Source organism: Pigmentiphaga litoralis, from assembly GCF_014651835.1.
Lineage (GTDB): Bacteria > Pseudomonadota > Gammaproteobacteria > Burkholderiales > Burkholderiaceae_B > Pigmentiphaga > Pigmentiphaga litoralis.
Genome location: NZ_BMXQ01000001.1, coordinates 3,726,054 through 3,738,784, shown reverse-complemented (window position 1 = coordinate 3,738,784; position 12,731 = coordinate 3,726,054). Strand labels below are relative to the sequence as shown.

Genomic DNA, 12,731 nt, shown 5'->3' with positions numbered 1-12,731 from the left:
GTGATTGAGTTGTTATGTGTTTTTTTGATTAGCGGTCTAGGGATGTTTTGGCAGGACTCTGTCGGCAAAGTCCGCAAGGGCCTCTGCGACTGCGGCAGGCTGGTCGGGCAGCAGGGCATGACCCGCCGGTCCGACCACGCGCACCGTGACGCGATCGGCGCCCAATTCATCGCGCAGCAAATGGGCACCACTGGCGGGCGCAAATGGATCGTTGGCGGCCTGCACATCCAGCACCGGCACGCGGCCGGCCGTCCACCAGCCAGCGACCGGCGTGGCGGCCGACGCGGCGCGCTGCGCGCGCGCGACATCGGGATACCAGCCATCGAGCCAGGGTGATGGATCGCCGCCCGCCGAAAAGAAGGCCGCGCGCAGATGCGCCAGGCGCAGGTCGCGCTCCAGGCTCACGTCCATGGCGCCATCAATGTGGGCACGCAGCTCGCGCGGAAAGTCCTTGTGGGCTGCCGCCAGCACGGCCACGGCCGCGACGCGATCGGGATGATCGATCGCCGTGTTGCGGGCGACCCAGTTGCCGAAGGCATGGCCCGCCACCAGCGCAGGCTGCGCGCCCTCATGTGCAATGACGGCGGCGATGTCGTCGGCAAAGTCATGCAGGGTGATGCCGGTCAGCGGCCCTACGCTCCCGCCAATACCGCGCGGGCTGGGCATGACGGCGCGATAGCCGCGCGCGGCCAGCAGCGGCGCGATGGGAAAGAAGTCTTCGACATCCCGGCCCAGGGAGGGCAGCAACACGATGACCGGGCCACTGCCGCACGTGGCGACGGCGATGCGGACATCGCCATGCGTCACGGTATGTCCGGAGAGGGAATGAATGCCAGCCTGCGCGGCATGCACGGCAGATGACGCCGCAGCCGCCGCAACATCGGCCGCCGCATCAGCCATCGCACCGGCGGCACCCGCATTCAAAATTTGCATCGACGTCATCGACATCAGTCCCACTTGATTCCCAATTCCTTGGTCAGCCCGCCCCACACGCTGCTTTCCTTGGCCAGGAAGGTTGCGAATTCGGCCGACGAACTGGCCACGGCATCAGCGCCCTCCTTCTCCAGGCGTTGCTTGATCTCGGGCATGTCGATGGCCTTGCGGATTGCGGCATGCAGCGTCTGCAGCAAGGCGGGCGACATGCCGGCCGGGCCGACGATGCCGTGCCAGTTCGACACGACCATGCCGGGCACGCCGGCTTCCGCGGTCGTTGGCACCTTGGGCAATTCGGACACCCGGGCCGGCCCCGCCACGGCGAGGCCGACCAGGCGACCGGCTTCGATATGCGAGCGGACCAGGGTGATGTCGGACACCATCATCTGCACCTGACCGGCCAGCAGGTCGTTCAGGGCCGGGCCCGAGCCGCGGTAGGGGATGTGCACGATGTCGATCTTGGCGGTGCGCTTGAGGAGCTCGCCGCCCAGATGCGGGATGGTGGCATTGCCGGCCGACCCGAAGTTGACCTTGCCCGGATTGGCGCGCGCATAGGCAATCAATTCCTGCAGCGTGTTCACACCCAGCTTGGGATTGACGACGATGATCTCGGGCACGGCCACGACTTGCGACACCGGCGTCAGGTCGCTCATCTGGTAGGGCATGCGCGTAGCGATGTGCGGTGCGACCGTCAGGGCGCCTGCCAGCGAATAGCCCAGCGTGTAGCCATCGGGCTTGGCGCGCGCGACTTCCGACAGGCCGGTAATGCCGCCGGCGCCCGGCTTGTTTTCCACCACCACCGTCTGGCCCAGCACCTGGCTCAGCCCATTGCTGAGCAGGCGGCAGACCGCGTCGGCCGAGCCCCCCGGCGCCAACGGCACGATGATGCGCAAGGGACGGTCAGGCCAGCCCGCCTGCGCCAGGGCGCGCGTGGACAGCGACGCGAAGGGCAGCGCGAGCGCGCCCAGGACGAGGGTACGGCGTGTAGTGTTGGTCAATGCTGTCTCCCGACGGTGTTGTGTCGCGGCCGGGCGTGGGGGACACGCTCGCGGTCACGCGTTTTCCGTCATGGTGGCAGAAGCTGGCCGCCAAGCCAGCCGCCGGGAGAGCAAAGCAGATATGCCTGACGGGCGGGAAGGCCCGGCCGGACGGGGGCACCTGGCTCGCATCGGCAGGCCCTGTGCCCGGTCAGGTGCGCCGGTCCGGGCTCACGCGTACAGGCGGGCCGGGTTGTCGATCAGCACAGCGCGCACGCGCTCGTCGCTGCCGGCCCAGCGCCGGAAGGTGGCCAGCAGTTCGGCGGCGTCGGGCGCGGGGTTGACCCGCAGGTGCGGCCAGTCGCTGCCCCACACCAGGCGATCCGGATTGGCCGCCATCATCGCTTCCTGAAAGGGCTGCGCCTGTTCCAGCGAGCCGCCCAGCGTGTTCCGATAGGCGCACAGCTTGACCCACACCTGCCCGCTTTCCAGCAAGGACAGCAGGGCGCGAAAGCCAGGCGCATCGACGCCGGCTTTCACATCGAAGCCGCCCATGTGGTCGATCACGACCGGAATGGGCAGCTTTCCGATCGAGTCGGCCAGGGTGTCCAGGGTCAGGCAGTCGGTCCAGAGCTCCGCATGCATGCCGGCATTGGCCAGGTCAGGCGCCATGGTCTGCAGATCGGCGAACGACGCGCTGCCCGCAAAGTTGGCCCCCGCGCCGCTGCGCTGGCTGAATCGGGCGGCACGCACGCCCAGCTCGCGCAGCTCGACCAGTTCCGGGCGCGTGGCGCGCTGCTTGACGATCACGCCCCGCCAGTCCGGATGCGCAGCCAACGCATTGCGCAGCAGGCTGTCGTCCTCGCCGTAGGCGCTGGGGTGGACCAGCACGCCATGCTTCAGTCCAAGCCGGGCCAGGTGCGCCACGTAATCGTCCTGGGTGGCTTCGGGCGGCGTGTAGCTGCGGTCATCGGCCAATGGAAAGTCCGCATAGGGGCCGAACACATGCGTGTGGCAATCCCATCCGCCTGCACGCAGGTCGGCTTCGAGATCCAGATTCATTTGAGTTCCTCGTGTTGCGGCAGCGGGAAGGCCGGCGCCACGCCTTCAGGCAACGGGATTTCCTGCGAGTTCAGGGTCATCGCCACCAGCGTGTAATAGCCCACCAGCGCGGTCAGTTCGACCGTGCCGCGTTCGTCCAGGGCTTCCACGGCGGCCGCGTGGGTCTTGTCCGATACCGAGCGGTACTGGTTCAGTTCCATCGCATAGCGGTACACCGCAAGATCCGCGCCGGCCAGATCGGGCGTGCGCTGCGCCAGCAGGTCTTCAATGATGGCGGTTTCCAGCCCGGCTTTTTCGGCAGCGGGGCGATGCGCGAACCACTCGAACGGCGAGCGGCAATAGCGGCCCGTCACCATGATGGCCAGTTCGGAATGGCGCGGCGAGAGCGTCGTGCGATAGCGCAGCAGGGCGCCCATGGCCTGCCAGCAATCGGCCAGTTCGGCATTGACCAGGGCCGCACGCAATGGCCCTTCGATCTTGCCGCGCGGGCCGTTCACGACCTTGTCGTAGACGGCGCGCTGGTCGGCGTTCATGGTATCGGGGGAGGGCAGCGTAATACGTGGCATGGCGTGGGTGCGAACGAAAAGATGCGGTCAGAAGGATGGGCCCGGAAGAGCCCATGGCGGCGCGGCCGGCGACCGCGTCCCTAGCGTAGCGCCCGTGCGCCGCCGTGGCCATGTCGCTATCGCCAATTCAGGTTTGCGCGGGTGTCCTGGCCTGTTCCGGGTCATCCAGGCGGTGCCACATGCCGCTGCGCCCCATGTCGTTGACGATGTCCACGATCGCGGACGCGACCTCGGCCACCGCGCGAGCCGGGCCTTTGGACTTCGACAAGGACATGGATATCGTGCGCGCCATGCCGGGTCCGATCACCTTGGATGCCTGCAGCGTGCCTTCGGATACCTCGTTCCACACCGCATGCAGCGGCAGCACGGTGTACAGGCCGTCTTGCGCCACCAGCAGCTTCTGCAGCGGCAACGAATCCGCTTCCATCCGCGGCTGCAGCGTCAGCTTGTGTTCCTTTGCGGCGCGGTCCAGCGCGTTGCGCAGGCCATTGGGCGCACTGGGCAGAATGAAGGGCAGCTTGTCGAACACATCGAAGGACACCTCGGGTGATCGCGTGACCGGGTCGCCCTTGCCGCCGATCAGATAGGTGTCAACGATCGCCAGGGCCTGATCGCCTTCCGGCAAAGTCGCGCCATAGCGGTACAGGATCGCGATATCGACCCGCGCATCGGCCAGCCATTCTTCGACCTGCCCGCTGGACCCTTCCAGCACCTTCAGATGAATGCCGGGAAAGCGCTCGCGCATGCGCACGAACAGATTGTGGATCAGCGGATTGGAGATCGACGGGATCAGCGCGATGGTGACCTGCCCGGTGGGCACGCGCGACTCGCCCTTGATGTCGGCTTCAAGCTGCTCCGCATCGGACAGCAGGCGTTTCACGTTCGGGAAGATGCGCGCGCCGACTTCCGAGAGCTCGACGCCGCGGCCGGTCCGGTTGAACAGCCGCGCGCCGCATTCGCGTTCCAGCGCGTTGATGCGGCGGCTCAGTACCGATTGGTCAACATCGAGATACAGCGCCGCGCGCGTGAGGCTGCCCAGTTCGGCAATGGCCAGGAAGGCGCGCCATTTGTGCAGGTCCGCCGTGACGTCCAGCTGGATGCCCGTCGCCTTGTTGATGGATGGGTGCAAGCGTGTCTCCGCCTCTGTAATCGGGCCATTGTAGGGGCCGGCCCGGCAGGGCGATAATCCTTTCTCTGCCTTACCCCTATGCTGGAGACGCCGCACCATGTCCTATTCCCTTGAAGCCTTCGTTGCCGATTGCCGTGCCGCGCTGCAACACGATCCGGGTCCCGCCGGGCGCGACGTGGTCAAGCAACTGGTCGAACGTGCCACGGGCGATGCGCAATTCGTCGAAACGAATATCCGCCCCGATCAGGAAAAGGAACGCCACCTGCTGTACGAAGATCCCGATCTGAAATTCTGTGTGCTGGCGCACGTGTATCACGACGCCAAGGGCAGCTCGCCGCACGATCATGGTCCCAGCTGGGCGATTTACGGCCAGGCGTCGGGCACGACCGACATGACCGATTACCGCATCATCGAGAAGGCCCATGACGGCCAGCCTGGCAAGGCTGTTGCGGTCCGCAATTATGCGCTCACGCCTGGTACGGCGTACGTCTACAACGAGGGCGATCTGCATGCGCCCAGCCGCTCCGGGCCGACCCGGCTGCTGCGCATCGAAGGCATCAATCTGCTGGGCGTGAAGCGCGATAAATACGAGGTCGTGCAAGGCTGACGAGCCACCATCGTCCGTAAGGATGACGGGGCGTTTGTACGGTTAGGGATACTCTGCGGTACCACGCTGCGGCACCCTGCCGCGGCAACGGACGCGGCACGTTTTCTCCATGACAAGTCATAAAAAGTTCATCTTTTTAGGACCGGTATTTGCAGGGATGACTCGCGTCCAACCGAACAGGAATTTTTGTCATGCGCGCCATCAAGAAAGCCCGGAAGTACATCTCCGAACACCCCGAAAAGCAGGATGCCAAGACCCTGGCCAAACTGGCCGTCGCCTTGCAGTCCAATGAAGAGTTTCCGCTGCACGAGCTGTATGAAATGAAGCTCGAAACCTTCGAACTTGCTCTGGAAGTACTGAGCGACTGGCGGCTGGACCGCTATTACACGGGCAAGGAAAGGCTGGTGGAAGTGGCCTCCGGCATCAGCAGCAACGACGAGCACAGCGGCATCATCATTGCGCAGTGAACGTTGTGGCCTGTGCCAGCTGGATGCCCAGGCCGCCCAGTGACTTGCCGCCGTCCACGAACAGGGTCTGCCCTGTCATGAACCGGGTGGCGGCGATGCCCGACGCGGCGCCCGTGACGAAGGCGACTTCCGGACCCTGGTCGATGTCGGCGTCGTGCCGGGCCGTGTCGTTCATTGCGGGACCCCTTCAGTCGGCACGAATGCCGAAGTCCTTGATGATCTTGCTGTAGCGGGCGTCTTCCGCGGCGATGACCGCGCCCATCTGCTCGGGCGTGCCACCGGTCGGCGAGATGGCCAGCGCCTTCATGCGATCGACCACGTCGGGCATCTTCAGGATGTCATTGACGGCCAGATTCACCTTCTGGACGATCTCGGGCGGCAGGCCGCGCGGGCCAAAGACGGCCTGCCATGCGCTGACTTCCACGTCCTTGTAGCCCAGCTCGGCAAAGGTCGGGACATCGGGCGCGAAGGGCGACCGCACCTTGTCCGCCACGCCAAGCAGCCGCAGCTTGCCGGTCGCGACGTACTGCGCCAGCGGGCCGATCGTCGAGTACATGACCGGCACCTGGCCACCCACCAGGTCGACGATCGCAGGCGCGCTGCCGCGATAGGGAATCTGCGTCAGTTTGATGCCAGCGGACCGGTCGAACAGTTCCGACAGGATATGCATGGGGGAGCCGCTGCCGGGGCTGGCGTAGCTGGTGACCTTGCCCGCGCGCGCTTCCTTCACGACTTGGTCCACCGACTTCAGGCCCGCGTGATCGGCGCCGACCATAAACAGGGATTGGCGGCCGATTTCCGAGATGGCCGTGAAGTCGGTCTTGGCGTTGTACTCGCCGCCGCTGCCGGGCTTGAGCACATAGGGCGCGATGGCCAAGGTGTTGGGCGCCACCAGCAGGGTGTAGCCGTCGGCGGGCGTTCGAGCCACGTAGGCACTGCCGATCGACCCGGCTGCGCCGGTCCGGTTTTCCACGACCACCGGCTGGCCCCATTTCGCGGCCAGCTTTTCGGCGATCCACCGTGCGATGACATCGGTGTCACCGCCTGCGGGATAGGCCACGACGATCCGGACCGGCTTGACGGGGTAGTCGGCCGCATGGGCAGGTGCAGTCAGGGACAGAAGGGCCGCGAGGGAAGTCGCGAATGCGGTCGCAAAGGACGCTGCAGAAAGGGGGCGACGAAGGGCGGTTTTTTTCATGGGTGTCCTTGGTGGACAGGTCTAGGTGACCTGCGACAGTGCGTGGTGCCGTATCCCCGTTTTATATGAACGCGTAGTCCATATAATTTATGAAAAAATTATAAATTATTGTGCCCGTTGTATTAGCAGGGTTTACCCGCGCTCAAACCGCAGGATGGCGGTGCGTGACCGCGCCCTGTCAGCTCACCACCAGCTTGCGCGGATTTGGCGGGATCGACAAGGACTGGAAGTAGACCGCTTCGCCGCGCCGGTCGAAGGCCGAGATGTCCAGGGTCGCGCCTGCCGATCCCTTGGGCAGTTTCAGCAGCTTGCACACCGCGGGCGGAAACACGCTGACCGACAGCTTTTCCGAAAACCGCGTCGCCGGCCGCCGGTACTCGCGCTCCAGCAGTTCCTTGATGTTGACGCCGCTCAGGGCATCCAGCGGCGAGTCGTCCAGCAACGGAAAGACGCCGCGCACGATATAGGCGCGTGTGTAGACATCGAACTCGTTGTTGATCGAAAAGATGCGTTCGATGCACACATGTTCGTCGCCCCGCAGATGGTCGCTCCATGCGCCGGTGCCGGTGACCACGGTGCGGCCGAGGATGCGCGAGTAGATCGGCAGGATCTCGCCCGAGGCCTCATCCAGGAACTTGCAGTGATAGAAGGGCGCGCGCATCGGCGCTTCCTTGTCGGCCACGAAGGTGCCCGACCCTTGCTTGCGTGTCAGCAGGCCATCGTCCACCAGCACGCTCAGTGCGCGTTGCACGGTGCCAAGACTGAACCCGCTCATTTTTACCAGGACCTCTTCGGCCGGCAGCTTTTCGCTTTCCGTCAGGGTCGTATCGGCGATGGCATCGGAGATGGCCTTGCGCAGTTGCAAGTACTTGGGCAGGCCGGATCCAGCGTCGTTCTTCAGGCGGCCCGCGAGCCAGTTGGGGGCGGTGGTCATGGGCTGCATTCTACAAAAAGCCGGTGCGAAGAATGATTGACATGCGTTTCCTCAAGCCTATAATCCAAATCACTATATAGGACTATAGTAATCGAGAGGAGACCTCGTGATCGTCGAAGAACGAACCTACACCTGCCATTGCGGCAAATCCCTGCCCTACGTCCGCGCTTATGAAGCGGAAGGGCTGGCCATCCAGCGGCCCATCCTGGGCCACCTCGTCGGGTACTTCACCACCGAGATCGGCACGCTCAATCAGGTCGTGCACCTGTGGGCCTACGACAGCCTGGCCGACCGCGCCGCGCGCCGCGCCACCCTGCTGCAGAACCCGGACTGGCAGGCCTATGCGGCCAAGGTCCAGCCCTACGTGCTGACGCAAGAGAACCGCATCCTCATGCCCGCGCCGTTCTCGCCCTGGGCCGATGGCCCTGCGTACTGAACGCCGCCATTCCCTTTTCCAAGACTTCCTGTTCAAGAGCCCCTCATGAAAATTACCGATGTCATCACCCATCAGCTGCTGGTCAATGTCGATGAGCCTTTCACTTCGTCGCGCGGCTGGTTCTACAAGACCAAGGGCGCGCTGGTCGTCGAGATCGTGACCGACGAAGGCGTGATCGGCTGGGGCGATTGTTATGGTCCGGCCGCGGTCAACAAGGCCATCGTCGACACCGTGCTGCGCGCGAGCCTGATCGGCCGCGACCCGTTCGACGTCGAAGTGATCTGGGAAGAGCTCTACAACAAGGTCAAGGACTACGGCCTGACCGGCATGACCATCTCGGCGATCAGCGGCGTCGACATTGCCCTGTGGGACATCATCGGCAAGGCCGTCGGCAAGCCCATCCACAAGCTGATCGGCGGCGCCTTCCGCACCGAACTGCAGGCGTATGCGACGGGCCTGTACTTCAAGGACATGGACCGCCTGAACGAACAGGCCGTGGAAGAAGCGCGCGGCTATGTCGACCAGGGCTTCAAGGCCATCAAGATGAAGATCGGCCTGGGTTCGTTGACCAAGGACATCGACCGCGTGGCGGCCGTGCGTGATGCGATCGGCAACGACGTCCAGTTGATGGTCGATGCCAACCATTGCTTCACGGTGCCGCAGGCGATCAACATCGGGCGCGAACTGGAAAAGCTGGGCGTGCACTGGTTCGAAGAACCGATCTCGCCAGAAGATCTGGACGGCTATGTGGAAGTCTCGCGCAAGCTGGACATGGCTGTTGCCGGCGGTGAAAACGAGTTCACCAAATTCAGCTTCCGCCGCATCCTGGAAAAGCGGGCGATGGACATCGTGCAACCCGATGTGTGCGCCGCGGGCGGCATCACCGAATGCAAGAAGATCGCGGCACTGGCGCAGGCGCAAGCCATTCAGTGCGTGCCGCATGCGTGGGGCACGGCCATCGGCCTGGCCGCGACCATGCACTTCCTGGCTTCGTTGCCCAACACGCCGCCGTGCCTGGTGCCGCAGCCCCCCATGCTCGAGTACGAGCAGACCTTCAACCCTTTCCGCGATGAACTCAGCAGCACCGCGCTGACCCATGTCGGCGGCATCGTGCATGTGCCGACCGGCCCAGGCCTGGGCATCGAGATCAGCCGCGCCGTCCTCGACAAATACCGTGTCGCGTAAGCCGGCATCAAGGAGACTCCGATGACCCGACCCGTGGTGCTCTGCACCCTGCCCATGCATCCTTCCGGCGACGCCCTGCTTGCCGGCATCGCCGACATCGTCGTCGCGCCCGATACGCAGGCGGACACCTTCCGCCGCATGGTGGGCGACGCCGACTACCTGCTGGTGCGCAATCATCTGCCGGCCGACCTGCTGGACCGGCCGCACCGGCTCAAGGGCATCGTGCGCAATGGCACGGGCCTGGACATGATTCCGGTGGCGGCCGCGACCGCGCAAGGCGTGCCGGTGGCCAACGTGCCGGGCGCCAACGCGCAGGCCGTGGCCGAATACGTGGTGGGCAGCCTGCTGCATGCCGCGCGCCAGTTCGGGCCGATCGATCGCAGCCTGCACGATACCGATTGGGGAACGGCGCGCGCGTTGTCGGGCGCCACCTTCGAATGGTCGGGCAAGACCATCGGCATCGTGGGCGTCGGCGACATCGGCCGGCGTGTCGCGCGGATCTGCCACGATGGCCTGGGCATGAAGGTGCTGGGCTATCAACCGCATGCCACGGACCTGCCGGACTATGTCGAGGCGGTGTCACTTGAAGACCTGCTGGCGCGCAGCGATGCGGTCACGCTGCATTGCCCGCTGACCGACCAGACGCGGCACATGGTTACGCTCGATCGCCTCAAGACCATGAAGCCGTCGGCCTGGCTGGTCAATGCCGCGCGGGGCGAAGTGGTGGATGAACTGGCGCTGGCCGAGGCACTGAATGCGGGCGTCATTGCTGGCGCCGCGATCGATGTCTATGCCAACCAGCCACTGCGCCGCGACCACCCGCTGCTGACTGCGCGCAACGCGGTGCTGACGCCGCACGTGGCGGCGCTGACCGAAGAAAGCTCGGTCAAGATGAGCGAGGGCGCCGCGCGGCAACTGGTGCAGCTGATCCGCGGCGAACGGCCTACCTACCTCGTCAATCCGGAAACGTGGGAAGGCGCGGCGGCCCGTCAGCACGCGAAAGAGGGCGCCGCATGATCAACGCCGACAGCAGTCTGAAGATCGCGCGCATCGAAGGCTTCGCGACCTCGTTTCCGGTCAAGCAGGGTGTGACCTTGGGCATCGGCCGCGCGGTCAAACGCGATGCGCTGATCGTGAAGGTCACGACCGAAAGCGGCATCGTGGGCTGGGGCGAATCGCATCACGGCCGCTGCCCGGGCGCCATTGTTCAGCTGATCAACACCACGCTGAAGCAGCTGGTGCTGGGCATGGACGCATCCGACGTCGTGGGCGTCTGGTCGCGCATCTATCAGCGGCAACTGGCCAGTCATGGCATGGGCACGGCCTGCGCGCTGGCCATGAGCGGTATCGACCAGGCGCTGTGGGACATCCGCGGCAAGGCCGTGGGCTGGCCGCTCTACAAGCTGCTGGGCGGCAGCCGCAAGCCCTTGCCGGCCTATGCCGGCGGGATCTCGCTGGGCTTTCAGCCACCGTCCGAACTGGTGGACGAAGTCGAAGCCCTGCGGGCGCAGGGGTATCGCACGGTCAAGCTGCGGTTCGGCGACACGGCCAAACGCGACATCGAGCGCCTGACCGCGGTGCGTGAAGCCTGCGGTGACGACCTCGGCATCATGGTCGACGCCAACACCGGCTACACCCTGGCGGACGTGCGCAAGGTCATGCCGGCACTCGATGCGCTGGGCGTGCTGTGGCTGGAAGAGCCCTTTGCGCCGCACGATTACCGCAGCTATATGGATGCGTCGCAGCTTGGCGCGGTGCCGCTGGCCGCGGGCGAAAACCACTTTACGCGCTTCGAGTTCAACCGCCTGATCGCCGAAGGCGCCGTGCAGGTGCTGCAGCCCGATCTGTCCAAGACGGGTGGCATTACCGAAGCCCTGCGCATCGCCGCAATGGCCTCCAGCGAAAAGCTGCCGATCCATCCGCATACGTCGGCAAGCGGTCTGAACATGTCCGCCAGCATCCATTTCCTGGCTGCCATCGACAACCCGGGCTACTTCGAAGCCGATGTCGCCAAAGAGAACCTGTTTCGCGACGCACTGACTTCGCGCCCCGATCTGCTCGACGAAAACGGCTGCGTCACCCCCGGCGACAGGCCCGGCCTGGGGGTGGACGTGGACGAAGACTTTTTGCGTGCCCATCCGGGCATTGAAGGACCTGCCTACGTGTAGTACCTGCACCCCAAACCAAGTGGCCCGACGAGGCCTATGGAGGAGACGACCATGAACACCCGCATCTTGATGACTGCCTGCCTGGCGCTGGCGACACCTTTGGCCATGCCGCTGACTGCCTTTGCGCAGGCTTTTCCCAACAAGCCGATCCGCATTATCGTGCCGTATGTGGCGGGCGGCACGACCGACCTGCTGGCGCGTGCCGTGGGCCAGCGCCTGTCCGAACGCATGGGGCAGACCGTGGTGGTGGAAAACCGCCCGGGCGCCAACGGCATGATCGGCGCCGACGCCGTCGCGAAAGCCGCGCCCGACGGCTACACCCTGGGCATTGCATCGCCCGGCACCCATGCCGCCAATGCCAGCCTGTACAAGAACGTGACGTATGACACCATCAACGACTTCACGCCCATCTCGTTGGCCGTGTCGGCGCCGCTGATCTTGATTGCGCATCCGTCGCTCAAGGTGCGCGACGTCAAGCAGTTGATCGCGAAGGCCAAGGCGTCACCCGGCGGCATCAGCTACGCGTCGGGCGGCGGCGGCTCGTCGCAGCACCTGGCCATGGAACAGTTCGCGCACATGGCGGACATCAGCATGGTGCACGTGCCGTACAAGGGCTCGTCCAATTCGTACACCGACCTGCTGGGTGGACGGGTCGTGCTCGAATTCGACGTGTTGCCCACGGCCATGCCCCATGTGAACAGCGGCAAGTTGCTGCCCTTGGCGGTGGCGTCGGCCCAGCGCCTGCCGTCGCTGCCGGATGTGCCGACGGTGGCCGAATCCGGTGTGCCGGGATATGAGGCGACGTCGTGGTACGGCTTTGTCGGCCCGGCCAAGATGCCCAAGGACGTGTTGAGCAAGCTCAATGCGGAAATCGTGGCCGCGTTGAGGGACCCTGGCATCCAGGAGACCTTGACCAAGGCAGGCGTGCTGATCGTGGCGAGTTCACCCGATCAGTTCGCGACGCACATCAAGTCCGAGATGGACAAGGCCGCGAAGATCATTCAAGTGGCGAATGTCAAACCGGACTGACCTCCGGGGGTGACGCCGGATTGACAGCCCTGGGTGGGGT

At 65.0% G+C, this 12,731-nt stretch carries 15 protein-coding genes; 7 read left to right on the top strand and 8 right to left on the bottom strand.

Going from position 1 to position 12,731, the window contains the following annotated elements:
- Positions 1–36: 36 nt before the first annotated feature.
- The 5 genes from IE116_RS17095 to IE116_RS17075 form a co-directional block, all read right to left on the bottom strand.
- Positions 37–942 (bottom strand): alpha/beta fold hydrolase, encoded by a 906-nt coding sequence (locus IE116_RS17095; protein WP_229828247.1) that lies wholly within the window; start codon positions 940–942, stop codon positions 37–39.
- A gap of 5 nt (positions 943–947) precedes the next feature.
- The gene (locus IE116_RS17090; RefSeq protein ID WP_189614128.1) at positions 948–1,931 is read right to left on the bottom strand and encodes a Bug family tripartite tricarboxylate transporter substrate binding protein; all 984 of its coding nucleotides are present in this window, start codon (positions 1,929–1,931) and stop codon (positions 948–950) included.
- A gap of 210 nt (positions 1,932–2,141) precedes the next feature.
- The gene (locus tag IE116_RS17085) at positions 2,142–2,972 is read right to left on the bottom strand and encodes an amidohydrolase family protein (RefSeq protein ID WP_189614127.1); all 831 of its coding nucleotides are present in this window, start codon (positions 2,970–2,972) and stop codon (positions 2,142–2,144) included.
- Entirely contained in the window at positions 2,969–3,538 is a 570-nt protein-coding gene (locus tag IE116_RS17080; protein WP_189614126.1) for a carboxymuconolactone decarboxylase family protein, read from the bottom strand. The genes IE116_RS17085 and IE116_RS17080 overlap by 4 nt, the downstream gene beginning before the upstream one ends.
- A gap of 127 nt (positions 3,539–3,665) precedes the next feature.
- Complete coding sequence (locus IE116_RS17075) at positions 3,666–4,667, bottom strand: LysR family transcriptional regulator (RefSeq protein ID WP_229828245.1); 1,002 nt, start codon at positions 4,665–4,667, stop codon at positions 3,666–3,668.
- Positions 4,668–4,764: 97 nt separating this feature from the next.
- Between IE116_RS17075 and IE116_RS17070 the strand changes: the two genes are divergently transcribed.
- Positions 4,765–5,274, top strand: coding sequence for a cupin domain-containing protein (locus IE116_RS17070; RefSeq protein ID WP_189614124.1), 510 nt, complete (start codon positions 4,765–4,767; stop codon positions 5,272–5,274).
- Between the two features lie 191 nt (positions 5,275–5,465).
- Positions 5,466–5,741 (top strand): hypothetical protein, encoded by a 276-nt coding sequence (locus IE116_RS17065; RefSeq protein WP_189614123.1) that lies wholly within the window; start codon positions 5,466–5,468, stop codon positions 5,739–5,741.
- Here IE116_RS17065 and IE116_RS17060 read toward each other — a convergent pair.
- From IE116_RS17060 to IE116_RS17050, 3 genes are all read right to left on the bottom strand, one after another.
- Positions 5,728–5,916 carry a hypothetical protein gene (locus tag IE116_RS17060; RefSeq protein WP_189614122.1) on the bottom strand — a complete coding sequence of 63 codons (189 nt, stop codon included), beginning with the start codon at positions 5,914–5,916 and terminating at the stop codon, positions 5,728–5,730. The two genes, IE116_RS17065 and IE116_RS17060, sit on opposite strands and share 14 nt — an antisense overlap.
- Before the next feature lie 12 nt (positions 5,917–5,928).
- Complete coding sequence (locus IE116_RS17055) at positions 5,929–6,939, bottom strand: Bug family tripartite tricarboxylate transporter substrate binding protein (protein ID WP_189614121.1); 1,011 nt, start codon at positions 6,937–6,939, stop codon at positions 5,929–5,931.
- Positions 6,940–7,117: 178 nt separating this feature from the next.
- Entirely contained in the window at positions 7,118–7,873 is a 756-nt protein-coding gene (locus IE116_RS17050) for a GntR family transcriptional regulator (protein ID WP_189614120.1), read from the bottom strand.
- A 106-nt stretch (positions 7,874–7,979) separates the two neighbouring features.
- On the opposite strand from IE116_RS17050, the gene IE116_RS17045 reads away from it, so the two are divergent.
- The 5 genes from IE116_RS17045 to IE116_RS17025 are packed head-to-tail and all read left to right on the top strand — an operon-like array spanning position 7,980 to position 12,691.
- Positions 7,980–8,309, top strand: a complete 330-nt coding sequence (locus IE116_RS17045) for an NIPSNAP family protein (RefSeq protein ID WP_189614119.1) — start codon at positions 7,980–7,982, stop codon at positions 8,307–8,309.
- Between the two features lie 45 nt (positions 8,310–8,354).
- The gene (locus tag IE116_RS17040; RefSeq protein WP_189614118.1) at positions 8,355–9,494 is read left to right on the top strand and encodes a mandelate racemase/muconate lactonizing enzyme family protein; all 1,140 of its coding nucleotides are present in this window, start codon (positions 8,355–8,357) and stop codon (positions 9,492–9,494) included.
- A 21-nt stretch (positions 9,495–9,515) separates the two neighbouring features.
- Complete coding sequence (locus IE116_RS17035; protein ID WP_229828243.1) at positions 9,516–10,511, top strand: hydroxyacid dehydrogenase; 996 nt, start codon at positions 9,516–9,518, stop codon at positions 10,509–10,511.
- A complete protein-coding gene (locus tag IE116_RS17030) occupies positions 10,508–11,662 on the top strand; it encodes a mandelate racemase/muconate lactonizing enzyme family protein (RefSeq protein WP_189614117.1) in 1,155 nt (384 codons plus the stop codon). Before IE116_RS17035 ends, IE116_RS17030 begins: the two co-directional genes overlap by 4 nt.
- A gap of 51 nt (positions 11,663–11,713) precedes the next feature.
- Positions 11,714–12,691 (top strand): Bug family tripartite tricarboxylate transporter substrate binding protein, encoded by a 978-nt coding sequence (locus IE116_RS17025; RefSeq protein ID WP_189614116.1) that lies wholly within the window; start codon positions 11,714–11,716, stop codon positions 12,689–12,691.
- Positions 12,692–12,731: the final 40 nt, after the last annotated feature.